The organism is Tardiphaga sp. GW822-FHT04G09, from assembly GCF_058800725.1.
Genome location: NZ_JBXAMO010000001.1, coordinates 379,837 through 403,979, shown reverse-complemented (window position 1 = coordinate 403,979; position 24,143 = coordinate 379,837). Strand labels below are relative to the sequence as shown.

The window sequence follows — 24,143 nt, the reverse complement described above, 5'->3', positions numbered from 1 at the left end:
CGCGATGCCCGACTGCATCCCGCCCGTCCAAACCGACTAGCTACGGACCGAAAAGCCCGAAATTGTCTGTCTCCCAACGGCTTACGCAGAGGCGTCGCCGCTCCCGCTGTCAGACCGTGTTTTCGTGCTGCCGTCCCGATATGGGATGGCAATCATGGAGATTCGAGGGTGGCTCCCAACGCATCCCCACACATTCCTGTGTAGAACATCGAGTTCCGTTCGAAGAGCGGCCAACAAGGCCGCTCTTCGGGGAACCCAAAGGGTCTTACTTGAGTTCGACCTTCGCGCCAGCCTTCTCGAGCTGACCCTTGATCTTTTCGGCTTCGTCCTTGGCAACGCCTTCCTTGATGGGCTTCGGCGCGCCTTCGACCAGGTCCTTGGCTTCCTTGAGGCCAAGACCCGTGATCGCACGGACTTCCTTGATGACTTCGATCTTCTTGTCGCCGGCCGAAGCCAGAACGACAGTGAACTCGGTCTTTTCTTCAGCAGCAGCGGCACCGCCGCCACCAGCAGCCGGACCAGCAACCGCAACAGCGGCAGCAGCCGAAACGCCCCACTTTTCTTCGAGCATCTTGGCGAGGTCGGCAGCTTCGAGCACGGTCAGGCTCGAGAGATCGTCAACGATTTTCTGTAGGTCAGCCATTGTCTATTTCCTTAAGCGTATTTGGTTCGAACCAGGGTTGATTGCGAAGGGCGTCAGGCCGCTTCGCTCTTTGAGGCATAAGCCTGAACAACACGCGCGAGCTTCGCCGCGGGAGCTGTCGAGAGCTGAGCGATCTTGGTCGCCGGCGCCACAAGGAGGCCGAGGATCTTCGCGCGCAGTTCGTCGAGCGAGGGCAGCGCGGCCAGGGCCTTGACGCTGTCGACGTTCAGGACGGTTTTACCCATCGAGCCGCCAAGGATGACGAACTTCTCGTTCGCCTTGGCAAATTCGACGGCAACCTTCGGTGCAGCTACCGGATCGTCCGAAGTGGCGATCACGGTCGGACCCTTCAACAGGGAACCGATGGCAACAACATCCGTGCCTTCAAGAGCAATTTTGGCGAGACGGTTCTTCGAGACCTTCACCGAGGCGCCAGCCGCCTTCATCTGCGAACGCAGATTCTGCATCTGGGCAACGGTGAGGCCGGAATAATGGGCGACGACCGCAACGCTGGTGGTCTTGAAGACCCCATTCAGCGCGTCGACCGCGTCCTTTTTAGCCGCTCTTTCCACAGCAAGCTCTCTCCGGTTGGCGGCCTCTATCGAGATAGGACCGCCGGGTTACACCCACCGCCCCACCTGAACCTGACCTCAAGACACTCGGTCTCTTAGACACGTCGGGCGAGACGATATGATAGCCTGCCCTCCCGAACCTTCCTGGCGAACCAGCATCGGCGCGGGGTGTCGAGGTTCGAACCAAATACGCGTCATGTCGCACAAAACGACATCGGCGAAATCCAGTCTTCACCCGTCTATGCTGGCTGCATCAAGTTTTACGATTAAGCCGTTGATGAAACTTGCGTTTATCTCAGGCGCCAGCAGTCTCGGACAGGATTCAGGATCATCGATAAGCCATCATCTGACCTATTGGTGACCCCTGCCCGCCTTCTTCAAATCCGCGTCGCGCGTCCCGTCCCCTTCGAGCAATCCGGGTGGATAGCCTGAAAGGAAAAGTCTCCTGCGATGTGGGTTGTCGGAATGCGAACACGGACGCGCCAGCTACCAGCCAGCACGCCCGGAAACGGTTGTTTAACGAGTCTTTTTCGTGTTGCCAAGGGGCAATTGCCGCCGTGGCATCTTTTCTGCAAGGGGAGCCGCCGGGCCTCCCCCTAGCACAACTAAGTTGTTCTGCACGCGGACCGCGCGCGATGCGAGCAAATGTAACGGGTGGGTGCCACGCGCCCAGAATCCCGTGTTGAACCACCCTCATCCGACCGGCCTTATGGCCGGCCACCTCTGGCGGACGAATTCGTCCGCCAGACCGCGAATGCGGGGGGAGGGAAAAGTGGGTCCTGCGCTGAGCCCTACCCCTTCGGGCAGGCCGCTCCCGCATCGGCCCAGGCCTTGATCAGCTCACCGAACTGCTTCTGGGTGCCCGGCGCGGGGGTCCGATTGCCGCCGGGATGCCAACCCCAGCCCACCAGCTCGTCTTCGGCCATGTGCTTCACGAGCGCGGCCATGTCCTTGCCGCCGTTGCGCTCCTTATCCTTGATCTGGATGCAGATCTCGCCAAGCGTCTTGCCCTGCCAGGCCATCTCGACCGGAGCCAAAGCCCATTTCGGATTGCCGGGGACGTTGGCAGCATCGAAGTTGTTCTCGTGGTGACAGGTGGCGCAAGCGAGACCACCGGCCGCGCCGACACCGCCCTCGCCGCGCACGACCAGGGGAATATGCGGCCGCATGCGGTCGGTCTGGGTCGGACGCTCCGTCGCCGGATGGCAGTTCATGCAGCGCGGCGACTGGATGACCTTGCCGGCTTCCTGAAACAGCGCCACGGCACGCTCGTTCTTGTTCTTGATCTTGGCGAAGGCCGAGACCGACTGCAGCGTGGTCGGATTGCTGACCGCTGCATCGGCCTCCTGAAAGCCCGGCTCCGCGAATGCGAGGAGACCCGCCGCGAGGCCGCCGGCAACCAGCGCCAGCATCGCGTGTTTGAACAAGCTCATGCTGAGGCTCCTGGCACGATCGGCAACTGCCGCGGTCTTCCCACTCCGAGTTTCGCCAGTGCGTTGGCAACAGCAGGCCCGAGCGGAGGCACGCCGGGTTCGCCGACGCCCGATGGCTTCTCGGTCGACTTCACGATGACCACTTCGATCTCCGGCATCTCGTTGATGCGCAGCGAACGATAGGTGTCGAAATTGCCGGACACCGGCGCGCCGGCGTCGAGCGTCTGTTCGGCATAGAGGATGTGACCGAGGCCGAAGCCGATGCCACCTTCCATCTGCGCGCGGATGATGTCGGGGTTCACGGCAACGCCGCAATCCACCGCGCACCACACCTTGTGCACCTTCGGACCGTCGTCGGTCATGGACAGTTCAACCACCTGCGCGACGAAGGTGTTGAAGCTCTCGACCACCGCAACGCCGCGCGCGCGGCCTGCCGGCACCTTGTAGTTCTTCCAGTCGGCGAGTTCGGCGACGGCCTTCAGCGCGCCGGCATGGCGCGGTTTCTTGCTCAGCAGCGCGAGCCGGCCTTCGATCGGATCCTTGCCGGCGGCTTCGAGCAGTTCATCGACAAAGGCCTCGACGACATAACCGGTGTGGGTGTGGCCCACCGAACGCCACCACAACACGGGCACGCCGACATCGACCTGATGCATGTCGCAGCGGAAGTTCTCGACATCATACGGGATTTCGTTCGAGCCTTCATAAGAGGTCGGATCGAGGCCGTCCTTGAACATGATGGACTCAAAAAAGGAGCCCTTCATGATCGACTGCGTGACGATGGTGTCGCTCCATGCTTCGATCTTGCCATCGCGCACCGCACCGCGCATGCGGTGGACGCAGTAAGGCCGATAATAGCCACCGCGCATATCGTCTTCGCGCGTCCAGACCAGCTTGACCGGCTTGCCCGGCCCGATCGCCTTCGCGACTTCGGCCAGCTCGATGGCCTGATGCGTGCTCTGCTGGGCGCGGCGGCCGAAGCTGCCGCCGGCCAGAAGAACGTCGATCTTGACCTTCTCGATCGGCAGTCCGAGCACCTTGGAGATCGCCATATGGTCAGGCGTCGGAAACTGACAGCCGTAGCGCGCATGGGCAGTGTCGCCGTCCCATTTCAGATAGGCGTTGAGCGGCTCCATCGCGGCATGGGCCAGATACGGGAAGACGTATTCAACCTCGATCACGCGGCCACCTTTGGCCATCGACTCTTCGAACTTGCCCTCGGCCTTGACGAGTTTGCCGGCCGTCTTCGACAGCCCGCGGAATTGCTGCAGCAATTCGGCACTGCCCCGCTTCTCCGCCTTGCTGTCATCCCAGGTGATCTTCAGCGCCTCGCGGCCCATCTTCGCGGGCCAGAAGCCCTTGGCGTAGACAGCAACGCCGGTTGGCACCTGCTTGACGTCGACGACACCAGCCACGGCTTTCGCAGCCGTCGCATCGAATGATGCGACCTTGCCACCGAATTTCGGCGAACGCGCCACGAGCACCGTGAGCATGTCCGGCTCGTTGATATCGAGCGTGTAGAAGGCCTTGCCATTCGTCTTGTCGGCACTGTCGAGGCGCTTCACTGCGCCTTCCTTGCCGATCAACCTGAACTGCGACGGGTCCTTCAGCTTCGGATCGGTCGGCACCGGCATGGCCATCGCCTTGTCGGCGAATTCGCCGAAGCGACCTTCGTGGCCAGACGCATGCTTGATCACGCCGTTCTCGACAGTGATCTCGCCCGGCTGCACCTGCCATGCGTCGGCTGCTGCCGCGACCAGCATCTGCCGCGCGGCGGCGCCGACCTGGCGCATCTGGATGTAGGAATTGGCGATGGCGGTCGAGCCACCGGTGCCCTGCATGCCGAACGCCAGATTCTTGTAGAGCTGCGGATTCGACGGCGCGTGATCCGCGCGCATCTGCGACCAGTCCGCGTCGAGTTCTTCGGCCACCAGAGTCGCCATGCCGGTGAACGGCCCCTGCCCGAACTCGATGCCCTTGCACAGCACCGTCACGGTGTTGTCGGGCTTGATGATCAGGAAGGTGTTCGGCGCAATATTGATCTTCGGCGGCGTTGCCGCCTGCGCGAATAGCCTCTCGGCACGGGCAACGTAAGCGCCGAGCACGAGGCCGGCACCGCCCTTGAGCATCGTGCGGCGGGAGAGCTTGGTGTCATGAACGGTCATGGCTCAACCCTCCAGCGTTTTGGCAGCGCCATGAATGGCGGCGCGAATGCGGACATAGGTGGCGCAACGGCAGATGTTGCCGTTCATCGCCAGATCGATATCCCGATCGGTAGGCGTCGGATTGATGCTGAGCAGCGCGGTGGCGCTCATGACCTGGCCTGACTGGCAGTAGCCGCATTGCGGCACGTCCAGCGCGACCCAGGCCGCCTGCACCGCCTTGGCTTCCCTGGAGTCGAGACCTTCGATGGTGGTGATTTCGCTGGTGCCGATGGCCGATACCGGCATCGAACAGGACCGCACCGTCTGGCCGTCCACATAGACCGTGCAGGCCCCGCATTGCGCGACCCCGCAGCCATATTTGGTGCCGGTCAGGCCGGCTCCATCCCGAATGGCCCAGAGCAGAGGTGTATCGGGGTCAAGGTCGACCTGACGGGCCTGACCGTTGATCTTGAGGGTGAACGCAGCCATCGCTGATGTCCTGTGTCGTCGAATGTACGCCTACATTCGAGTGGTTCTAAAGAACCAAGAACTACATCTGCGATGCGGAATAACCCACTCAATTATTTTTGTACCGAGCGGGAACGAAAATCGTTCTTGCGGAACGGATCGTGCAGGCCGGTCACCCTGATCAGCCGCGCGGCGACGATCCTCGGCCCCGCATAGCCCAGTCTATGCCAGCGTAAGAATCACCGGCCCTCGACTCGTCGCCACGAGCGTATGCTCGAACTGCACCGTGGGCTGCTTCAGCGGCGGGCGGAGCGACCAGCCATCGTCCCGTTGCTCCACCGAATCCGCGCCGAGCGACAGGAACGGCTCGATGGTGAAGACCAGGCCCTCGGTGATCATGCGTCTGTCCCGCGCCTCGTACCATGTCGGGATTTCGCCAGGCTCGTCATGCAGCGAACGCCCGATGCCGTGGCTCGCCAGATCGCGCACGAGGCTGTAGCCGTTGGTGCGGGCGAAATTCTCGATCGAGCGGCCAACTTCGTTGAACCGACGGCCGGGCTTCACGGCCTTGATCCCAGCCCACATCGCCTTGCGACCGTCGCGGCAGAGGCGTTCGATGCGCGGCTTGACCGGCGGGACGGCAAAGCTCGCGCCGGTATCGCCGAAATAGCCGTCCAGTTCGGCCGAGACGTCGATATTGACCAGATCTCCCGCCTTCACCACCGTGTCACCAGGGATGCCATGCGCGCAATCGGGACCGACCGAAATGCAGGTCGCGCCGGGAAAGTTGTAAGCGAGTTCGGGCGCCGAGCGCGCGCCCTCCTTCTCCAGCATGGCACGACCAAGATCATCCAGCTCCTTGGTCGTCATGCCGGGCTCCAGCGCGTTACCCATGGCGGCCAGCGTGCGGGCCACCAGCCTTCCGACGGTCCGCAGCTTGTCGAACTGGTCTTCGTTCTCGATCGTCATTGCGCCTGCCCCGTATCCGCTACACTGCCACCGCGTAAGGCAGCGCCTTCCCCGCGTAGAACGCATCGAGATTGGCGATGACGCAGTCCTGCATCGCCATATGCGAATCGAGCGTGTGGCCGCCGACATGCGGCGTCAGCACGACGTTTGGCATCGCGGTCAGCGCGTCGGGCGCGTGCGGCTCCTTCTCGAACACGTCGAGGCCGGCGCCGGCGATGGTCTTGTCGGCCAGCGCAGCCGTCAGCGCCGCCTGGTCGATCACCGAACCGCGCGAGATGTTCACGATGACACCATTCGCACCGAGCTTCTTCAGCATCGCGGCATCGATGATGTGATGGGTGTCGGCCCCTGCCCGCACGGCGATCATCAGCACGTCGCACCATTCGACGAGGGCGTCGAGGCTCGGCTCGTAGCGGTATGGCACGTCATGCTTGCTGCGGCTGTGATAGGCCACATCGCATTCGAAAGCGGCGACGCGCGACGCGATCTTGCGGCCGATCTCGCCCATGCCATAGACGCCGACCTTGCGGCCGGGATTGCCCGGCAGCGGCTTCATCAGCGGCGACGGCCTGGCCGAGGACCAGCCGCCCTCGCGCAGATACTGATCGGCCGGCAGCAGCATGCGCGTCACGGCGAGCATCAAGGTCAGCGCGAGATCGGCGACTGAAGCAGCGTTGGCGCCCGGGCTGTTGCCGACCACGATCTTGCGTTCGGCGGCGGCCTTGAAGTCGACGCCGTCATAGCCGGTGCCGTAGCAGATGATGGCGCCGAGCGCCGGCATCATGTCCATGACGTCGCTCTTCAGCGTCTGCCCGCCCGCGGTGATCAGCGCGCGCACATCCTTGAGCTCATCGCGCGAAAACGTCTCGAGCGGCGGTTTGCCGCCGGCATCGATCAGCTCATAGCGCTCGCCGATGCGCTTCATCATGGCCTTCGGAAAACGCGAATAGATCAGAACCTTGTCGGCCATGGAGACATTCCTGCTGGGTCAAACCGCTGAAGACAAAAGAAAGGGCGGAACCGGTTGCCCGATTCCGCCCTGGTTTCTTGCAAGCCCTGTTCCGGCTTAGCCGAGCACGGTGCCCGTCTCAACCTTGATGCCGGGGCCCATGGTCGAGGACACGGCAACGCGCTGCAGATAGGTGCCCTTTGCGCCAGCCGGCTTCGCCTTGGAGACGGCGTCGACCAGAGCCTTGATGTTTTCGACGAGCTTCTCTTCCGAGAACGATGCCTTGCCGATACCAGCCTGCACGATGCCGGCCTTCTCGACGCGGAACTCGACCGAACCGCCCTTGGCACCCTTGACGGCGCCGGTGACGTCCATGGTCACGGTGCCGATCTTCGGGTTCGGCATCATGCCGCGCGGACCGAGCACCTTACCAAGGCGACCGACCAGCGGCATCATGTCGGGGGTTGCGATACAGCGATCGAAATCGATCTGACCGGCCTGGACCTTCTCGAACAGGTCTTCTGCACCGACGACGTCTGCACCGGCAGCCTTGGCTTCTTCAGCCTTCGGACCACGGGCGAACACGCCGACGCGGAGTGTACGACCGGTGCCGTTCGGCAGGGTGACGACGCCACGGACCATCTGGTCGGCGTGACGCGGATCGACGCCGAGATTCAGCGAGATTTCGATGGTCTCGTCGAACTTCGACTTGGCGCGTTCCTTGACCATCTTGATGGCCTCGGCGACCGGATAGAGCTTCTCGCGGTCGATGCCCTCACGGGCGTTCTTCAAACGTTTTCCAATTGCCATGACCGTTTACCCCGCGACCTCGACACCCATCGAACGGGCAGAGCCCTCAACCATCTTCATGGCCGATTCAATGGTGTCGCAATTCAGATCCTTCATCTTCGCTTCGGCGATCTCGCGCACCTGCGCTTTGGTCACCGCGCCCGCCTTGTCACGGCCCGGCAGCTTGGAGCCGGAGGTGAGCTTGGCGGCCTTCTTGATGAAGAAGGACATCGGAGGGGTCTTGAGGGCGAAGGTGAACGAACGATCGGCGTAGATCGTGATCACCACCGGGATTGGGGTGTTCTTTTCTTCCTTCTGCGTCTGCGCGTTGAACGCTTTGCAGAATTCCATGATGTTCAAACCGCGCTGACCAAGCGCTGGACCGATCGGGGGCGAAGGGTTCGCCGCACCGGCCGGCACCTGAAGCTTCAGGTATCCGGTCACTTTCTTTGCCATGTGTCACTCCTGTTGTGCCGGTCATCGACCGGCTGTTTCAGGTTTCGTGGTTCGGTCGACAAGCGGTTGGCAACCGCCCTCTTCCTCCCACGGCCTTTGTGCGAAGACGTGCTTCGCACTTTCGAAAACGTGAGGCGAACCTCGCGCTATTGCGATCAGACCTTTTCGACCTGACCGAATTCCAGTTCGACCGGCGTGGCGCGGCCGAAGATCGACACTGCGACCTTCACGCGCGAACGTGCCTCGTCGATTTCCTCCACAACGCCGGAGAACGATGCGAACGGGCCATCGGCCACGCGCACATTCTCGCCGATCTCGAACGACACCGAGGTCTTCGGGCGCTCCACGCCTTCCTGCACCTGGTGCAGAATGCGCATCGCCTCGGCTTCCGAAATCGGCATCGGCTTGTTTTCCGCGCCGAGGAAGCCCGTGACCTTCGGGGTGTTCTTGATCAGATGAAACGCTTCGTCGGTGAGCTGCATCTTCACCAGCACGTAGCCCGGGAAGAACTTGCGCTCGGCGTCCATTTTACGGCCGCGACGTACTTCGGTGATCTTCTCGGTCGGAACCAGAATCTGTTCGAACAGGTCTTCCAAGCCACGCTGCTTGGCCTGTTCCTTGATCGACTCCATCACCTTCTTTTCGAAATTCGAATAGGCGTGAACGATGTACCAGCGCATGCTCATAATTCAGTTCCGTCAGTGCATCGTGAGCAAAAAGGCGACGAGGTGGCGGATGATCTGATCCGCCGCAAAAAAGAAGATCGACGACAGCGCCACCATGACGAAAACCATGATGGTGGTGATGGTCGTCTCGCGTCGCGAAGGCCACGTGACCTTGTTGGTCTCGGTGCGCACTTCCTGCAGGAATTTGAACGGGCTGAACGCCATCGTTATGTGATCCGCATCCGTCGTGAGACGATTGAATTGGTTTCAGGAATCCGAACAGCCCTCTTGCGCCCAACCCTTTATCAAGGATGAGCCGCCAAGCGGGCTCGTTCGTTCGGGGATTTGCCGCGTCGGATATCCGGTCACCGGGCCGACAGCGAGTGCAGCTTCCTACTTCGGACCGGACCAAAGGTCAAGGTATCCGGGCCGGATCGACGGGAACCCGCCCCGCCCCGGGATACCGCCTGGATCAGCGCCCCCCGCCGGGCGGCGCTTTGCCGACCGTCGCACGGACATGCCGGACGACATGATCGGCGACGATGGCGTGGCCCTCCGCGGTCGGGTGCACCGCGCCGCTATACATCGCCGCATAGACGGGCTGCAGGATGTCGAACTGGGTAAAGCCCGTCGCATGGACGTTTGCGGTCAGAAACGCATCATTCGGGGTCCGGAACAGCCGCCAGCGAGACGCATAGGGCAGATAGGCCGCCGGCGAATAGGGCGTGAACTCCTCCTTGCCGATCCAGCGCCGCGGCATTGCCATCGCCTCGCCGTCCGCCTGCGGCCGTTTCGGATCCCGCGCGCAGAGCCCGCGTTTGGCGAATTCGGGCTGATGATCGGTGATGAGCTGAAAGCCGGTTCCGGCGCCAGTGGCCAGCGCCGGGCAGCCGCCTGATCGACCGTTGGTGATGCAGGCAGTCCGGGCGAAGAAATCGTTGAGAAAGCTCACCGTCTCGCCCAGCCGTTCGCGCGACAGCACCAGCTTCTTGTGGACGTCGAGGCCGAGCGTCGGCTGCGCGCCACACAGGGCGCCGGTCTCGTCGAACTGGATCGGCTCGTAGGCCGTCTGCAGCACCTTTGCGGGCGGCACACCAAAGCCATCGCGCAGGGCATCGCGGAGCGCGACCATGCGCTCGTCCAGTTGTTCGAGATAGGCCCGCGACACCTGCGGCGAGAACCGGATCTGCTTGCCAAGCAGATTCGCGATCGGCGCGAGATCGCCGGCGGATTCGGTCATCGCATAGACCATCAGCGGCGAGAAACCGACATCGTTGCCGCCGATCGACAGCAGCAGCGTATCGATCGGCCGCTTGCGCTCGGACGGCGCGCACCAGGATTTCGTGACCTGCGTATTAGCAACCTGCACGCTGCCGCTCGCATAGGTCGGCAACTGATAGGTCGCACGCTGCGTGCGGCTCGCCGGAGTTTTGCAGATCAGATCGGCGAGCTGATCGAGCTGCGAACGCACCATCGCGTTGCTGGCGCCCTCACGCGCCTTCTTCTCGAGGAACAGGCCCTCAGTGACCTCGGAGCCGGTACAGGCGAGGCTGACCAGCGTGACCGAGCGATGCGGGTTTTCCAATGTCAGCTGCAGCCCGACACGAAACGGATAGCCATATTGCGAGCGGTGGCAATCGGGACTGAGCCAACGCGGATTGGCAGCGTTGAACGCCTTGTCGAACTGCGCGGACGCGAGCGGGAAATAGAGCTCCTGCTCCTCGTCGGCCAGCTTGCGCCGCGGCAGGTTCTTGTAGTCGAAACTTCCGGCCGGGGCAGCCGGGGTCAATTTCTGCAGGGATTTGGCAGTGCTGCGCGTCGCGACCTCCTCGCGCATCAGGGTCGGATCGTAAACCATCTCGCGGACGGCACTGAATGTCACCGGAACGTCCGGATTACTTTCGCCCGAGGCAAAGGAATCGCCGAGCGCGACGATGAACAGATCCTCGACGACGACCTGCGGATCGCTCAGCGTGCGGCCGTCGGGCAATTTGACCTCGACCGATGCACCGGACAGGTTGCGATCCACCGCATAAGGCAGACGCGGGATCTTCAGTGGCGTCGCGCAGGATTGCGTTCTGGTCTCCGTCCTGCTCCCCGGCCGCCGCGGCGTCCAGCTCCAGACGCAATCATACGCACCGGCTTCGGCGACGCGCTCGGGCGACAGCCGGATCGCCACGGTGTGCGCGTCCGGCAGCACATAATCTTCCTTTGCGGTGCCCCATGAATAGCGCCGGTCGCAACTCGCGAGGTAGCGGCCCTGCCGGCTGTCGTAGCAGACGGCGTCGATGGTCTGCGACGCCCAGCCCAATCGGGAACGGTCGTAGCGCGCCCGCGCGGTGTCGGCGCAACTGGTCGGGCTGGTCATGTCGCGGCAATCGGGATCGTTCAGCCGCCGCTCCGTGCGCCAGACGACATCCGCCGGCGGCAGCACCAATTCATTGCGCGCGGCCGGGTAGCCGCGCTCATACATCGCAAAGGATGCTGCATTCTTGAAGAAACGAAATGGGCTTTCCACCTGCCACAGCAGATCGGCGGCATAAGCGCCATGACCAAAGGACGACAACAGCAACGTCGTGGCCCCCACGACGAACGTCACAAGCAATTTCATTCTCGGCTTCCGGCTGAATTCCCAACCGGTGTGTCGCACGCGCAGCGAGTTAGGTTCATCGCCGCGACCGTGCGCCGCAGGCAGGCCGCGCGAAGCAAACCCTCGGTTCGGGACAATCGCGCATGATCAGCAGCGCTCGGCTGCCACGTCGCACATGGCCATCAGCCTATTGCGCAAATTGCTGCACGTTCCGGTCGGACTCGATGCGGCGATCCTGCTACTCTGCGCCACGCTGCATCGCGATCATCGACCTCGATCACTTCAAGAAGATCAACGACTGCTTTGGGCATCCCGTCGGCGACGAGGTACTGCGCGCCTTCGCCATCTCGGTCTTCGCCATCCGCACCATCGACAGGTTCGGCCGCCAGGGCGGCGACGAGCTTCTGCTGATCCTGCCGGACACCGACATCGATCGTGCGATCCAGACGGAAGACATTCTGGCGCGCGCCGACCGCGCTCTATGGGACCAAGGACGCGGCCGCAACCGCGTGGTCGCAACGCCGCAAAGGCGGCAGTTCGGCTGACCGGCAGCCGGAACCCCGCCTGGAAGGCGTGCATCGCAAAAATCTATCGATATTTCAGATGCTTAAAAATGGCAGGGGCGGTAGGGCTCGAACCTACGACAACCGGTTTTGGAGACCGGTACTCTACCAACTGAGCTACACCCCTACAGGAAAACGGCGCACCGTCATTTCCGCGCCGTTTGAAGCATATGCGACGCATGATTTGCAAGAGGCGAAGCGAACACTACCCCTTAAACCCGATTATTTTGCGGCATCTGCCGGCAACCGTTTGGCTGGCATCGCGCATTTATGATTCAGGCCAGTACCGGGGGCGTTTTCAAAGACGCAACGTGTCGGCGGGTTGCCGCAGACCTTATCGAGATTTTTGAAACCGACGCATTTTTGGTCTGGCCCTCGATAGCCGGGACCGCCCTTGCACCCGCAGCCCTCGCAAGCAGGGCGTTCGGGGCATGCCGCGTGGCCAACGGACATCGGCCACGCGGATAATACCGTGAATGCGAGCACAGAAACGAGCGCTCGCAGCCACATTACTCGATGATGCTTGCGACGACGCCTGCACCGCAGCCAAGTGCGGTATACCGCACTTGGGCATATTTTCTTTCGGTTGGACCTTTCGGAGTTGTTGCGTCGATCATTCGATGATCGAGGCAACCACGCCGGCTCCAACCGTGCGGCCGCCTTCACGGATGGCGAAGCGCAGCTTCTCTTCCATGGCGATCGGCACGATCAGGTGCACTTCCATGGCGATGTTGTCGCCCGGCATCACCATTTCGGTGCCTTCCGGCAGATGCACCACACCGGTCACGTCGGTGGTGCGGAAATAGAACTGCGGACGGTAGTTGGTGAAGAACGGCGTGTGACGGCCACCCTCTTCCTTGGTCAGGATATAGGCCTCGGCCTTGAACTTGGTGTGCGGCTTCACCGAACCCGGCTTGCACAGCACCTGGCCGCGCTCGACGTCTTCACGCTTGGTGCCGCGCAGCAGCGCGCCGATGTTGTCGCCGGCCTGGCCCTGATCGAGCAGCTTGCGGAACATTTCAACGCCGGTGCAGATCGTCTTCTGCGTGGCGCGGATACCGACGATTTCGATTTCCTCGCCGACCTTGACGATGCCGCGCTCGACGCGGCCGGTCACGACCGTACCACGGCCCGAGATCGAGAACACGTCTTCCACCGGCATCAGGAACGGCTGGTCAACCGGACGCTCCGGCTGCGGGATGTAGCTGTCGACGTTCTTCATCAGTTCGAGAATGGCGTCGTGGCCGAGCTTCTGGTCCGAGTTTTCGAGAGCGGCCAGCGCCGAACCCTTGATGATCGGAATGTCATCGCCCGGGAAGTCGTACTTCGAGAGCAGTTCGCGCACTTCCATCTCGACCAGTTCGAGCAGTTCCGGATCGTCGACCATGTCGCACTTGTTCAGGAACACGACCAGCGCCGGCACGCCGACCTGGCGGGCGAGCAGGATATGTTCGCGGGTCTGCGGCATCGGGCCGTCGGCCGCCGACACCACCAGGATGCCACCGTCCATCTGGGCGGCGCCGGTGATCATGTTCTTCACATAGTCGGCGTGGCCCGGGCAGTCGACGTGGGCGTAGTGGCGGTTGGCGGTCTCGTATTCGACATGCGCGGTCGAAATCGTGATGCCACGGGCCTTCTCTTCCGGCGCCTTGTCGATCTGGTCGTAAGCGGTGAACGTGGCACCACCCGTCTCTGCCAGTACCTTCGTGATCGCCGCCGTCAGCGACGTCTTGCCGTGGTCGACGTGACCGATCGTACCAATATTGCAGTGCGGCTTGTTACGTTCAAATTTTGCTTTGGCCATAGATCCACCTGTTAAGCCACGCCCGTGCGCAGCACCAAACCGGCGGCTGGTTACAAGGGAAAACGACCCTGTTCAAGCCCGAACTTCTGGGCCAAGCTCGTCCAACCATGCCGGAGTCCCCCTTATCTAAGCCGGCAAATGACAAGATCAATCAAACAGCTACCGGGAGCCCCCATGAACGCCCAAACTGCCGCAAAACACGCCACTTCACCGCGGACGCCAGAGCTGCCGCAGGCCCGCCCGGAAACGCTGGGCCTGTCATCAAACCGTCTTCAAGCGATGTCGGACGCGTTCAGGCGCGAGATCGACAAGGGCACCACGCCGGGCGTCACCATGCTGGTCTCCCGCCGCGGCCAGATCGGCTATTTCGAGGCCTTCGGCAAGCAGACGCCGGATGGCTCCAGCGCCATGACCCGCGACAGCCTGTTTCGCATCTTCTCGATGACCAAGCCGATCGTCTCGCTGGGCATCATGCAGCTGGTCGAGGACGGCCATATCCTGCTCAACGACCCGCTGGCCAAATACATCCCGGCATTCGCCGACACCAAGGTCGGCGTTGAGCGCAACGGCGCACTCGAACTGGCGCTGCCGCTGCGCCCGATCACCATCCAGGACCTGCTGCGCCACACCTCGGGCATCTCCTATGAGATCACCGGCAACGGCATGGTGCAGCGGATGTACCAGAAGTCGAACCTGCGCAGCCGTGAGATCACCAATGAAGAGCATGCGAAGATCGTCGCGGGCCTGCCGCTGATCTGCCAGCCCGGCTCTGAGTGGAACTACAGCCGCTCCACCGACATTCTCGGCCGCGTCATCGAAGTGGTATCGGGCAAGTCGCTGGGCAGCTATCTCACCGGGAACATTCTCGCGCCATTGCAGATGGCAGAAACCGGCTTCCATACCGCCGCAGCGAACAAGGATCGCATCGCGCATCCCTTCCCCGTCGATCCATGGACCGGCGAGAAAGTCGCACTGTTCGATCCGCTCGAAATTCCGAAGATGGAATCCGGCGGCGGCGGACTTGTTTCGACCACCATGGACTATGCGCGCTTCTGCCAGATGCTGCTCAATGGCGGCACGCTGGACGGTAATCGCGTGATCGGCAGCCGCACGCTGCATCTGATGGCGTCCAACCACCTCAGCCCGAACGTGAAACTGGAGACGCATCTCGTGCCCCCCGGCCACAGCTTCGGCCTCGGCTTCGCCGTGCGCACCGACGATGGTCTCGCGCCCTATGCCGGATCGCGCGGGCAGTTCTTCTGGAGCGGCGTCGCCGGGACGTTCTTTTGGGTCGATCCGCAGGAAGAGCTGTTCGCGGTGTTCATGTCGCAGGGACCCGGTCAGCGGGAATATTTCAGGACGCAGATCCGGAGCCTGGTTTACGCGGCGGTGGAGTAGCGCTCTGCCAACCGCAAACTTGTCATTCCGGGCGCGAACGGCGCTAGCCGGACGCGAACCCGGAACGACGAGTTTGAAATCAGCTGATCGTCGCGCCGCCGTCGATCACCACCGTCTGCCCGGTCATGAAATTCCCGGCGGCCGAGCCCATGAACACCGCGGCACCGGCGATCTCGTCGGGGATGCCGATGCGCAGCAGCGGCGAGCGCGCGGTGGACCGCTTCAGGGTGTCCGGGTCATCCCACAGCGCCTTGGCGAAATCGGTCTTGATCAGCCCCGGTGCAATGCAGTTCACGCGAATATTGTGCGGCCCGTATTCGCAGGCGAGATTGCGCGCCAACTGCATGTCCGCCGCCTTCGACACGCAATAGGCGCCGATGGTGGTCGATCCCTTCAGGCCGCCGATCGAGGACACGATGATCACCGAGCCATCCTTGCGCGCGATCATCTCCGGCACCACCATCGAGATCAGCCAGTTGTTGGCGACGATGTTGTTGCTCAGGATCTTGTTGAACTGGTCATCGGAGATTCCGGCGAGCGGGCCGTAGTAAGGATTCGATGCCGCGTTACAGACCAGCACGTCGATCTTGCCGAACGCCTTCTTGCTCTCGTCGACAAGGTTCTGCAGATTTTCCTTGCTGGAGATGTTCGCAGCAATCGCCACCGCAGTCCCCTTGCCGAACTGCGCGTTGATCTCCTTCGCCACCTCGTCGCAGACATCCTGCTTGCGCGACGAGATCACCACCTTGGCGCCGTGCTCCGCCATGCGCTCGGCAATGGCGCGGCCGATGCCGCGCGTCGAGCCGGTGATGACGGCGACTTTTCCGGTCATGTCGAACAGGTTCATGTGCTTCTCTCCCTGATGTTGTTTGATGTTGTTTAAAACGCCGGCCTCTTGCTCCCTCTCCCCGCAGGCGGGGAGAGGTTAGAAAGCTCACGCCAGCTTTGTCGTCGGTGTTACTTCCGGTCCCGCCGGCTGATGCATCGCGGCATGCGACGGATCGGCGATCCACGGCTGCTGGTTGACCATCGGAATGCGCCAGCCGTGATGACCGTCGCTGGCGAGATGATCGAGCCGCGTCACCGAGCAATTGTCGATAGTGAAAGCGAGACCGCGATCGGGCTGATCGTTGAGCGCGAGACCGATGGCCGCCTTGATGGTGCCGCCATGGGCCACGGCGACGATGTCCCTGCCCGCGTGCTCTGCATTGATCCGTTCGATGCCACGGCGCACGCGATTGTACAGATCCATGAAGCTCTCGCCATTCGGCGACGGCTCATCGATCGGCGCGAACCAGTAGCTGCCGACATTGATGGGACGGCTGGCGAAGAACGCGGCGCGGTTCATGCCCTGCCAATCACCGAGATGTTGTTCGGCGAAATCCGCTTCATGCGGCATCGCGTCGGGCTTCGGAAATCCCGCGGCCCAGATTGCACTCGCAGTCTGATGCGTGCGCTTCAGATTGCTGGCGACCCAGACGGCATTGCGTGGCAGGATCTTGCCGACCGCATCGAACACCACATGGTCGCTGCAGTCGCAGTCCATGTCCTTCTGGCCGTAGATGTTGCCGCCGTCGCTCCGCACCGGTGCGTGTCGCACCCACCACCACCGCGTCGCCGTCACACCTTGGGGGACTGTATGCTGCGCCACGAACGGTTTCTCGGCGTTGGACATCGTGACCACCCTTCAATAATGTTTGGTTTGTCGTACGTCAGAGCGCGCAATGCCTCAAGCATCTTCGCAGACTGACGTCAGACATTGAAGACGTCGAATTTGAATTCCATGCGGCGGCACACCGCCCAAAAAATCATCAGAGAATTAATCAGGGAGAATCCTATGGGCCGCCTCGCAGGCAAATCCGTCATCATCACCGGCGCAGGCAGCGGCATCGGCCGCGCTGCGGCGCAACTGTTTTCCAGGGAGGGCGCGAAACTCATCATCGTCGACCGCAGCGACAGCGTGCATGAGACCGCGAAACTCGTGAGCGACGCAGGCGGCACCATCGAAGCGGTCACCGCCGACGCAGGTTCCGAGAGCGACGTGAAGGCGTTCATCGACAAGGCCGTGTCCAAATATGGCCAGCTCGATGCGATCTGGGCCAATGCCGGCGTGTCGGGCGGCCTCGTCCCGCTGCTGGAACAGACCGTCGAGCAATGGCAGGAGATCCTGCGCATCAACCTGATCGGGCCGTTTCTCGCGATCAAACATTCCATGCCGCATATGGTGAAACAGGGCCACGGCTCCATCGTCCTCACCGCCTCCGTCGCGGGCCTGAAGTCCGGCGCGTCCGGCCATCCCTATGCGTCCAGCAAGGCCGGCGTCATCAGCCTGGTACAGACCACGGCCTATTCGCTCTCCGGCACCGGCGTGCGCATCAATGCCGTATGCCCCGGCCTGATCGAGACCGGCATGACCAAGCCGATCTTCGACAATGCCAAGGAGCGCGGCACCCACGGCAAGATCGGCCAGCTCAATCCGCTGAAGCGCGCCGGCCAGCCGCATGAACTCGCGGCGATGGGCCTGTTCCTGGCCAGCGACGAAGCGTCCTATGTCAACGGCCAGGCCATTCCAGTGGACGGCGGCCTCACGGCATCGATGCCCTATGCGGGCAAACCGATCTAGGCTGGGTCACCGTAGGATGGGTAGAGCGTCTTCGCGAAACCCATCACTTCTGCGCACCGTCATGATGGGTTTCGCTCCAGCGCTACGCGCCTTCGCTCTACCCATCCTACGATCGCAGCTTGCAAAACATCCAGAGTAAGTCGTCATGCCCGGCATAAGGCCGGGCATGACGGTGTATAGCGGTTTTCTACATCCCGTCCGGCGGGGCGTTCGATGAATTCGCCGCCAGCAACCGGTCACGCACGCGCTCGCGGTGGAATGTGTAGATGCCGGACAGCACGATGACGCTCGCGCCGAGCACCATCATGGCGTCGGGAACCTCACCGAAGACCAGATAGCCCAGCAGCATTGCGTAGAGCATCTGCGAATAGCGCATCGGCGCGACCGACGAGACGTCACCGACGCGCAGCGCGAGGATGACGCACTGGAAGCCGATCAGCGTCATCACCGCCGCCAGCGCCAGCAAAGCGAGCGTATGAAACGACAGGGCCGTAAAGTCCCCGTGATGCACGGTGAGTGCCGCGCCCGCCAGCGTCACCGCAACGGCGGTGAGAAAGGTCACGAACAGCGTGGGAATTTCGGCCGGGATGCGTTTGGTGACGAGATCGCGCGTGGCGTAGAACAACACCGACAGCAGCGCCACCAGCGTGAACTGGCTGAAACCGTCAGCGCCCGGCCGCACGATGATCAGCACGCCGATAAAGCCCGCGGCGATCGCCAGCCAGCGGCGCCATCCCACCGGCTCGCCCAGGATCAGCACCGCGCCGCAGGTCATCACCAGCGGCAGCGATTGAACGATGGCTGTCACATTCCCGAGCGGCAGATAAGAGACCGCCAGCAGAAACAGCGCCGAGCCGCCGATCTCGCCACAGATGCGCAGCCACACCGGCGCTACCCGCAGCACCCGCAGTGGCCGCAGCGCACCCTGATGCGCCGCCAGCGCGCCGATCAGGACACTGGCGAACAGCCCGCGCAACATCATCACCTGACTGAAATGCATCTGGACGGTGAGAAATTTGGCGATGGCGTCATTGACGCTGAAGCTGGCCATGGAGACAGCCATCAGCAGGCTGCCGCGCAGATTGGAAGAGAGAGGCAAGACAATCCTGGGTAAGGTGCGAGCTGTGCAAACAGGCTGAGCAGAGCAAGACTCAGGCCAGATGATTGCGCGTCATGTGCACGAAGACGGGCCTGCGAGCCAGATGGTTCACGCGTCCCTGCCATTCACTGTGCGCCGGGCGGACTGCACGCAACGGTCAGCAGGATGGGTAGAGCGAAGCGAAACCCATCACTTTCGCGCATCCTGCGGAGGTCCGGGCAAGCGATCTACACCCCCTCCGTCGGCAGCGCGGACGCCTTCGCCGACAGGAGTTGGTCGCGATTGCGGATGCGCTCGCGGTGAAAGGCGTAGAGGCCGGAGCCGACGATGACGGCGGCGCCGAGGATCATCGCACCATCCGGCGCATCGCCGAAAATGAGATAGCCGAGCAGCATCGCCCATAGCAGTTGCGTGTAGCGGAACGGCGCCACCGCGGAAATCTCGCCGGCCCGCAGCGCGATGATCACGCATTGATAGCCGATCAGCACCAGCACCGCGGCGAGCAGCAGAAAGCCCATCGAACGCCCCGATACCGGCGTCCAGCCGCCGAGCGGCACGATCAGGAAGCCGCCGACGATGGTGACCACGAAGGTGGTCAGCAGCGTCACGAATACCGACGGCACTTCTTTCGGGATGCGGCTGGTGGCGAGATCGCGGACCACGCAGAACCCCACGGAGATCAGCGCCAGCACCGCGAATTGGTTGAAACCTTCGGCGCCCGGCCTGACCACGATCAGCACGCCGATGAAGCCCGCGGCGATGGCCAGCCAGCGCCGCCAGCCCACCGGCTCGCCGAAGATCAGCGCCGCGCCCAGCGTGATCGCCAGCGACAGCGACTGGAAGATCGCCGACACATTGGCGAGCGGCAGATGGGTGATCGCCGCCAGAAATGTGGCGGTGCCGCCGATCTCGCCGAGCACGCGCAGCGCCACCGGCAGCTTGAACAACACGCTGACGGGGCGCAATGCGTTCTGATACCAGGCCAGCGCAAACACCAGCACGGCTGAGATCGAGCCGCGCACCAGCATGACCTGGCCGAAATTCATGTCCGCGGTGAGATATTTGGTGGTGGCGTCGTTCATGCTGAAGCCCGCCATGGCCACGGCCATCATGAGGCTTCCGCGCATATTCGGAGAGAGGGGCAAGGTTTCCGCCGGGATGTTTCTTGATGGGGCTGCCGGAGACGTCCCGGATTCAGCGCGAGAGAGACAACCTCATCTGCACCAAAACAGCGATGCGAACCAGACAGCGCGCGCGCCGGTGACCTGCGCAGATCTGCATGACGGCATCATTGACCGGTCGGCACGCTGGCGGTCTTCGCGGCGAGCAGCATGCTGCGATTGCGAATGTGTTCGCGGTGAAACGTATAGAGGCCGGACGCCACGATGACCGACGCGCCGAGGATCATGGCGCCATCGGGCCTGTCGCCGAACATCAGATAGCCGAGCAGCATGGCCCAGAGCAGTTGCGTATAGCGAAACGGTGCAACCGCCGAGATGTCGCCGACGCGCAGCGCCATGATCACGCATTGATAGCCGATCAGCACCAGCACCGCGGCCACGGCCAGCAGCAGGAGCGCCGAAGCCGACGGCTGAGCCCAGCCGCCAAGCGGGACCATCAGCCCGCCTCCGACCAGCGTCATCACGACGGTCGTCAGCAGCGTGACGAAGAGCGCAGGAATGTCCGCCGGAATTTTCCTGGTCGCAAGATCGCGTAACGCATAGAACGCGACGGCGCCGAGCGCCAGCAAGGTGAACTGGTTGAAGCCTGCCGCGCCCGGCCGCACGATGATCAGCACGCCGGCAAAGCCTGCAGTTATCGCCAGCCAGCGGCGCCAGCCGACCCGCTCGCCGAGGATCAACACCGCGCCGAGCGTGATCGCCAGCGGCTGCGACAGAATGATCGCCGCCACATTGGCCAGCGGCAGATGCGTGATGGCCTGCAGAAACAGAACCGTGCCGCCGACCTCGCCGATGATGCGCAGTGCCACCGGCGCCGCGAACAGCACACGCAGCGGCCGTAGCGCTTCGCGATGCGCAGCCAATGCGGCGATCAGCAGGCTTGCAACGATGCCGCGCAACAGCACCAGTTGCCCGAAATTCATCTGCGCCAGCAGGAATTTGGACATCGCGTCGGTGACGCCGAAGCTGGCCATGGCGGCCGCCATCAACAGGCTGCCGTGAAGATTGGGAGAGAGCGCCAAAGAATGTCCGCGTGCGTTTCCAGGTCGACCGTCGCGGCAGCAACTCCTCGCGGCCGGCCCTTCCTGGCGGGGGCGTCTTGAAGATGCGCAGGATGGGTGGCGCGCAGCGAAACCCATCGCTGTCATGGCCAGCCATCGATGGGTTTCGCTTCGGCGCGAAAGCGCCTGCGCTCTACCCATCCTATGGCCGCTATCGTCTATTTCGCGCCGGCGAGCTGCGCGTATTTCCACGATGCCTGCGCCAGCGGCACGGTGCGCTTGGCGGATTCCATCGCCTTGGCGGAGGATGCCGTGCCATCGCGGACGCGGCCGGCGATGCCCTGCAGAATGCCGGTGAGCCGGAACAGGTTGTAGCAATAGTACCAGTTCAGATCCGGCACATCCTTGCGGCCCGCCTTGTCGCAATAGATCTTGGCGGCTTCATCCATGGTCGGGATGTTGAGTGCCTTGAAGTCGAGCCCGTCGAGGCCCGGCATGATCCACTGCATCAGGAGATAGGTGAAGTCGGCCATCGGATCGCCCAATGTCGACAGCTCCCAGTCGAGCACGGCCTGCACCTTCGGCTGCGTCGAATGGAACACCATGTTGTCGATGCGATAGTCGCCATGCACCACCGACACCCGCTCCTGCTCCGGCACCGAGGTCGGCAGCCATTCGATCAGCCGTTCCATTTCCGGAATGAGCTGGGTCTCGGAAGCGCGATACTGTTTGGTCCAGCGATCGACCTGACGCGAAAAGTAATTGCCGGGGCGGCCGAAATCGCCGAGCCCGATTTTTTCGGGATCGTAGCTGTGCAGCTGCGCCAGCGTCTCGATCTTCGCGGTGAAGATCGCGCGGCGGTCTTCCTTCGGCACCGTCGGCAGCGCCGGATCCCAGAAGATCCGGCCGTCTTCCATCGACATGATGTAGAACGCCGAACCGATGACATTGTCATCGGTGCAGAGTGCGTAAGCCTTGGCGACCGGGAAGCCCTGCTTGCCCAGTGCCGCGATCACCTTGTATTCGCGATCGACGGCGTGCGCCGATGGCAGAAGCTTGCCGAACGGCTTGCGCCGCATCACGTAGGATTGCTTCGGCGTATTCAGCCGATAGGTCGGGTTCGACTGGCCGCCCTTGAACTGCAGGACGGTCAGCGGTCCTTCATAGCCTTCCACATGCTCGCGCATCCAGGCCTCAAGGCTCATCTCGTCGAAGCGATGCCGCTCCTCGACCGGCCTTGTGCCGTTATACTCGTCGTCGCGCTTCACACCATCGGTCACGTCAGTCTCCGCTTAGCGTTTTTCTTAGTGCTTTGACTCGTTGGCATACTTGCGCAGCTCGAGCCGCGCAATGGCACGGTTGTGCACCTCGTCCGGACCGTCGGCGAGACGCATGGTGCGCATCGACGCATAGTCACGGGCGAGCCCCGCATCATCGGACACGCCGGCGGCGCCAAAAGCCTGGATCGCGTTGTCGAGGATCTTCAGCGCCATGTTCGGGCCGGAGACCTTGATCATCGCGATTTCGAGCTGGGCGGTCTTGTTGCCGACCTTGTCCATCATGTCGGCGGCCTTGAGGCAGAGCAGACGATTCATCTCGATATCGGTGCGGGCCTCGGCGATGCGCTGCTCCCAGATCGAATATTCGATGATCTTCTTGCCGAAGGCGGTGCGCGACGACAGCCGGCGCACCATCTTCTCCAGCGCTTCCTCGGCCTTGCCGATGGTGCGCATGCAGTGATGGATGCGGCCCGGACCGAGACGGCCCTGCGCGATCTCGAAGCCGCGGCCTTCGCCGAGCAGGATGTTGCTGGCGGGAACGCGGACATTGTCCAGCTTCACCCGCGCATGGCCATGCGGAGCATCGTCGAAGCCGAACACCGGCAGCATCTTCTCGATTGTCACACCCTTGACATCGCGCGGCACCAGGATCTGCGACTGCTGCTGATGCTTCGGCGCGCTCGGATCGGTCTTGCCCATCACGATCATCACGGCGCAGCGCGGATCGCCCATGCCCGACGACCACCACTTGGTGCCGTTGATGACGTATTCGTCGCCGTCGCGCTTGATCGAGGTCTCGATATTGGTCGCGTCCGACGACGCGACATCCGGCTCGGTCATCAGGAAGGCGGAGCGGATCTCGCCGTTCATCAGCGGCTTCAGCCACTTCTGCTTATGCTCTTTCGAGCCATAGCGCATGAACACTTCCATGTTGCCGGTGTCAGGTGCGGAACAGTTGAACACTTCCGACGCCCAGCCGATATGGCCCATCTGTTCGGCGAGCAGCGCATATTCCAGATTGCTCAGTCCCGCGCCGTGGAATTCGTCGTCTTCATGGGACGACGGCGGCATGAACATGTTCCACAGGCCTTCGGCCTTCGCCTTCTGCTTCAATTCCTCGACGATGGGGATCACCTTCCAGCGCTCGCCCGCTTCGTCCTGCTGACGATAGATCGGCACGGCGGGGCGGACATGCTTGGTCATGAAGGAGGACACGCGCTCGAGCCATTCGCGCTGGCGGTCCGACATATTGAAGTCCATGGAGCGATCCTCTTTGTTTCTTGAAAATCTTTGGCGGCACTGTTGTCCCGTCGCTGGATCACCGCAAGAGCAAAATTGTCTCTGCTGATGCGGCACAGATCCGCGCGGGGGCGATGGCGCTGAGCAGATGCAATATGCCATCAGGCGCACATTGACATTTCCCGACGCTCAAACGATAGTTTCATACACGCGTTTGAAATGCAATGACCCCGATCCGCGCCGATCGCATGGGGCCATGTTGCAGAAGGACCGGTTTGAT

23 protein-coding genes and 1 tRNA gene are annotated in these 24,143 nt (G+C 62.5%); 3 read left to right on the top strand and 21 right to left on the bottom strand.

What is annotated here, in order from left to right; all coding sequences use genetic code 11:
- Positions 1–265 precede the first annotated feature (265 nt).
- From rplL to AC1RLZ_RS01885, 12 genes are all read right to left on the bottom strand, one after another.
- On the bottom strand, positions 266–643 hold the full coding sequence (rplL, locus tag AC1RLZ_RS01940) for a 50S ribosomal protein L7/L12 (RefSeq protein WP_493187265.1): 378 nt from the start codon (positions 641–643) through the stop codon (positions 266–268).
- Between the two features lie 53 nt (positions 644–696).
- On the bottom strand, positions 697–1,215 hold the full coding sequence (rplJ, locus tag AC1RLZ_RS01935) for a 50S ribosomal protein L10 (RefSeq protein ID WP_493187264.1): 519 nt from the start codon (positions 1,213–1,215) through the stop codon (positions 697–699).
- Between the two features lie 791 nt (positions 1,216–2,006).
- A complete protein-coding gene (locus tag AC1RLZ_RS01930; RefSeq protein WP_371421361.1) occupies positions 2,007–2,648 on the bottom strand; it encodes an Isoquinoline 1-oxidoreductase subunit in 642 nt (213 codons plus the stop codon).
- Positions 2,645–4,810: a xanthine dehydrogenase family protein molybdopterin-binding subunit gene (locus AC1RLZ_RS01925; protein ID WP_493187263.1), complete on the bottom strand. Its 2,166-nt coding sequence runs from the start codon at positions 4,808–4,810 to the stop codon at positions 2,645–2,647. Before AC1RLZ_RS01925 ends, AC1RLZ_RS01930 begins: the two co-directional genes overlap by 4 nt.
- A 3-nt stretch (positions 4,811–4,813) precedes the next feature.
- Entirely contained in the window at positions 4,814–5,278 is a 465-nt protein-coding gene (locus tag AC1RLZ_RS01920; RefSeq protein ID WP_371421359.1) for a (2Fe-2S)-binding protein, read from the bottom strand.
- A 201-nt stretch (positions 5,279–5,479) separates the two neighbouring features.
- On the bottom strand, positions 5,480–6,226 hold the full coding sequence (gene map / locus AC1RLZ_RS01915; protein WP_493187262.1) for a type I methionyl aminopeptidase: 747 nt from the start codon (positions 6,224–6,226) through the stop codon (positions 5,480–5,482).
- A gap of 19 nt (positions 6,227–6,245) precedes the next feature.
- Positions 6,246–7,196: a 2-hydroxyacid dehydrogenase gene (locus tag AC1RLZ_RS01910; protein WP_493187261.1), complete on the bottom strand. Its 951-nt coding sequence runs from the start codon at positions 7,194–7,196 to the stop codon at positions 6,246–6,248.
- 96 nt (positions 7,197–7,292) lie between these two features.
- Positions 7,293–7,985, bottom strand: coding sequence for a 50S ribosomal protein L1 (gene rplA, locus AC1RLZ_RS01905; protein WP_149532121.1), 693 nt, complete (start codon positions 7,983–7,985; stop codon positions 7,293–7,295).
- A gap of 6 nt (positions 7,986–7,991) precedes the next feature.
- A complete protein-coding gene (rplK, locus tag AC1RLZ_RS01900; protein ID WP_068731528.1) occupies positions 7,992–8,420 on the bottom strand; it encodes a 50S ribosomal protein L11 in 429 nt (142 codons plus the stop codon).
- Positions 8,421–8,575: 155 nt separating this feature from the next.
- On the bottom strand, positions 8,576–9,106 hold the full coding sequence (nusG, locus tag AC1RLZ_RS01895) for a transcription termination/antitermination protein NusG (protein ID WP_493187260.1): 531 nt from the start codon (positions 9,104–9,106) through the stop codon (positions 8,576–8,578).
- A gap of 12 nt (positions 9,107–9,118) precedes the next feature.
- Complete coding sequence (gene secE, locus AC1RLZ_RS01890; RefSeq protein ID WP_371421354.1) at positions 9,119–9,310, bottom strand: preprotein translocase subunit SecE; 192 nt, start codon at positions 9,308–9,310, stop codon at positions 9,119–9,121.
- A 247-nt stretch (positions 9,311–9,557) separates the two neighbouring features.
- Positions 9,558–11,696 (bottom strand): hypothetical protein, encoded by a 2,139-nt coding sequence (locus tag AC1RLZ_RS01885; protein WP_493187259.1) that lies wholly within the window; start codon positions 11,694–11,696, stop codon positions 9,558–9,560.
- A gap of 122 nt (positions 11,697–11,818) precedes the next feature.
- Here AC1RLZ_RS01885 and AC1RLZ_RS01880 point away from each other — a divergent pair, with 122 nt between their 5' ends.
- Positions 11,819–12,220 carry a GGDEF domain-containing protein gene (locus tag AC1RLZ_RS01880; protein WP_493187258.1) on the top strand — a complete coding sequence of 134 codons (402 nt, stop codon included), beginning with the start codon at positions 11,819–11,821 and terminating at the stop codon, positions 12,218–12,220.
- Between the two features lie 69 nt (positions 12,221–12,289).
- Here AC1RLZ_RS01880 and AC1RLZ_RS01875 read toward each other — a convergent pair.
- Positions 12,290–12,365 (bottom strand) — tRNA-Trp (locus AC1RLZ_RS01875).
- A 486-nt stretch (positions 12,366–12,851) separates the two neighbouring features.
- Positions 12,852–14,042, bottom strand: a complete 1,191-nt coding sequence (tuf, locus tag AC1RLZ_RS01870) for an elongation factor Tu (protein ID WP_184517871.1) — start codon at positions 14,040–14,042, stop codon at positions 12,852–12,854.
- 174 nt (positions 14,043–14,216) lie between these two features.
- Here tuf and AC1RLZ_RS01865 point away from each other — a divergent pair, with 174 nt between their 5' ends.
- Positions 14,217–15,440: a serine hydrolase domain-containing protein gene (locus tag AC1RLZ_RS01865; RefSeq protein ID WP_493187257.1), complete on the top strand. Its 1,224-nt coding sequence runs from the start codon at positions 14,217–14,219 to the stop codon at positions 15,438–15,440.
- Positions 15,441–15,519: 79 nt separating this feature from the next.
- On the opposite strand, the gene AC1RLZ_RS01860 is transcribed toward AC1RLZ_RS01865, so the two are convergent.
- Positions 15,520–16,287, bottom strand: a complete 768-nt coding sequence (locus AC1RLZ_RS01860) for an SDR family NAD(P)-dependent oxidoreductase (RefSeq protein ID WP_493187256.1) — start codon at positions 16,285–16,287, stop codon at positions 15,520–15,522.
- 87 nt (positions 16,288–16,374) lie between these two features.
- Positions 16,375–17,115, bottom strand: a complete 741-nt coding sequence (locus tag AC1RLZ_RS01855; RefSeq protein WP_493187255.1) for a histidine phosphatase family protein — start codon at positions 17,113–17,115, stop codon at positions 16,375–16,377.
- A 162-nt stretch (positions 17,116–17,277) separates the two neighbouring features.
- Here AC1RLZ_RS01855 and AC1RLZ_RS01850 point away from each other — a divergent pair, with 162 nt between their 5' ends.
- Entirely contained in the window at positions 17,278–18,063 is a 786-nt protein-coding gene (locus AC1RLZ_RS01850; RefSeq protein ID WP_493187254.1) for an SDR family NAD(P)-dependent oxidoreductase, read from the top strand.
- Positions 18,064–18,250: 187 nt separating this feature from the next.
- Here the strand turns inward: AC1RLZ_RS01850 and AC1RLZ_RS01845 are convergent, their stop codons facing one another.
- The 5 genes from AC1RLZ_RS01845 to AC1RLZ_RS01825 all read right to left on the bottom strand — a co-directional run bounded on the left by AC1RLZ_RS01845 (position 18,251) and on the right by AC1RLZ_RS01825 (position 23,884).
- The gene (locus tag AC1RLZ_RS01845) at positions 18,251–19,162 is read right to left on the bottom strand and encodes a DMT family transporter (protein WP_493187253.1); all 912 of its coding nucleotides are present in this window, start codon (positions 19,160–19,162) and stop codon (positions 18,251–18,253) included.
- Positions 19,163–19,389: 227 nt separating this feature from the next.
- Complete coding sequence (locus tag AC1RLZ_RS01840; RefSeq protein ID WP_493187252.1) at positions 19,390–20,274, bottom strand: DMT family transporter; 885 nt, start codon at positions 20,272–20,274, stop codon at positions 19,390–19,392.
- Positions 20,275–20,450: 176 nt separating this feature from the next.
- Positions 20,451–21,365: a DMT family transporter gene (locus AC1RLZ_RS01835; RefSeq protein WP_493187251.1), complete on the bottom strand. Its 915-nt coding sequence runs from the start codon at positions 21,363–21,365 to the stop codon at positions 20,451–20,453.
- Positions 21,366–21,562: 197 nt separating this feature from the next.
- Positions 21,563–22,624, bottom strand: coding sequence for a phosphotransferase family protein (locus AC1RLZ_RS01830; protein ID WP_493187250.1), 1,062 nt, complete (start codon positions 22,622–22,624; stop codon positions 21,563–21,565).
- A gap of 24 nt (positions 22,625–22,648) precedes the next feature.
- Positions 22,649–23,884, bottom strand: a complete 1,236-nt coding sequence (locus tag AC1RLZ_RS01825) for an acyl-CoA dehydrogenase family protein (RefSeq protein ID WP_493187249.1) — start codon at positions 23,882–23,884, stop codon at positions 22,649–22,651.
- Positions 23,885–24,143 lie beyond the last annotated feature (259 nt).

Coding starts and splice junctions, on each gene's coding strand:
- rplL (WP_493187265.1), bottom strand. CDS start 643: ATGGCTGACCTACAGAAAATCGTTGACGATCTCTCGAGCCTGACCGTG.
- AC1RLZ_RS01930 (WP_371421361.1), bottom strand. CDS start 2,648: ATGAGCTTGTTCAAACACGCGATGCTGGCGCTGGTTGCCGGCGGCCTC.
- AC1RLZ_RS01925 (WP_493187263.1), bottom strand. CDS start 4,810: ATGACCGTTCATGACACCAAGCTCTCCCGCCGCACGATGCTCAAGGGC.
- AC1RLZ_RS01920 (WP_371421359.1), bottom strand. CDS start 5,278: ATGGCTGCGTTCACCCTCAAGATCAACGGTCAGGCCCGTCAGGTCGAC.
- map (WP_493187262.1), bottom strand. CDS start 6,226: ATGACGATCGAGAACGAAGACCAGTTCGACAAGCTGCGGACCGTCGGA.
- AC1RLZ_RS01910 (WP_493187261.1), bottom strand. CDS start 7,196: ATGGCCGACAAGGTTCTGATCTATTCGCGTTTTCCGAAGGCCATGATG.
- rplA (WP_149532121.1), bottom strand. CDS start 7,985: ATGGCAATTGGAAAACGTTTGAAGAACGCCCGTGAGGGCATCGACCGC.
- rplK (WP_068731528.1), bottom strand. CDS start 8,420: ATGGCAAAGAAAGTGACCGGATACCTGAAGCTTCAGGTGCCGGCCGGT.
- nusG (WP_493187260.1), bottom strand. CDS start 9,106: ATGAGCATGCGCTGGTACATCGTTCACGCCTATTCGAATTTCGAAAAG.
- secE (WP_371421354.1), bottom strand. CDS start 9,310: ATGGCGTTCAGCCCGTTCAAATTCCTGCAGGAAGTGCGCACCGAGACC.
- AC1RLZ_RS01885 (WP_493187259.1), bottom strand. CDS start 11,696: ATGAAATTGCTTGTGACGTTCGTCGTGGGGGCCACGACGTTGCTGTTG.
- AC1RLZ_RS01880 (WP_493187258.1), top strand. CDS start 11,819: ATGATCAGCAGCGCTCGGCTGCCACGTCGCACATGGCCATCAGCCTAT.
- tuf (WP_184517871.1), bottom strand. CDS start 14,042: ATGGCCAAAGCAAAATTTGAACGTAACAAGCCGCACTGCAATATTGGT.
- AC1RLZ_RS01865 (WP_493187257.1), top strand. CDS start 14,217: ATGAACGCCCAAACTGCCGCAAAACACGCCACTTCACCGCGGACGCCA.
- AC1RLZ_RS01860 (WP_493187256.1), bottom strand. CDS start 16,287: ATGAACCTGTTCGACATGACCGGAAAAGTCGCCGTCATCACCGGCTCG.
- AC1RLZ_RS01855 (WP_493187255.1), bottom strand. CDS start 17,115: ATGTCCAACGCCGAGAAACCGTTCGTGGCGCAGCATACAGTCCCCCAA.
- AC1RLZ_RS01850 (WP_493187254.1), top strand. CDS start 17,278: ATGGGCCGCCTCGCAGGCAAATCCGTCATCATCACCGGCGCAGGCAGC.
- AC1RLZ_RS01840 (WP_493187252.1), bottom strand. CDS start 20,274: ATGATGGCCGTGGCCATGGCGGGCTTCAGCATGAACGACGCCACCACC.
- AC1RLZ_RS01825 (WP_493187249.1), bottom strand. CDS start 23,884: ATGGACTTCAATATGTCGGACCGCCAGCGCGAATGGCTCGAGCGCGTG.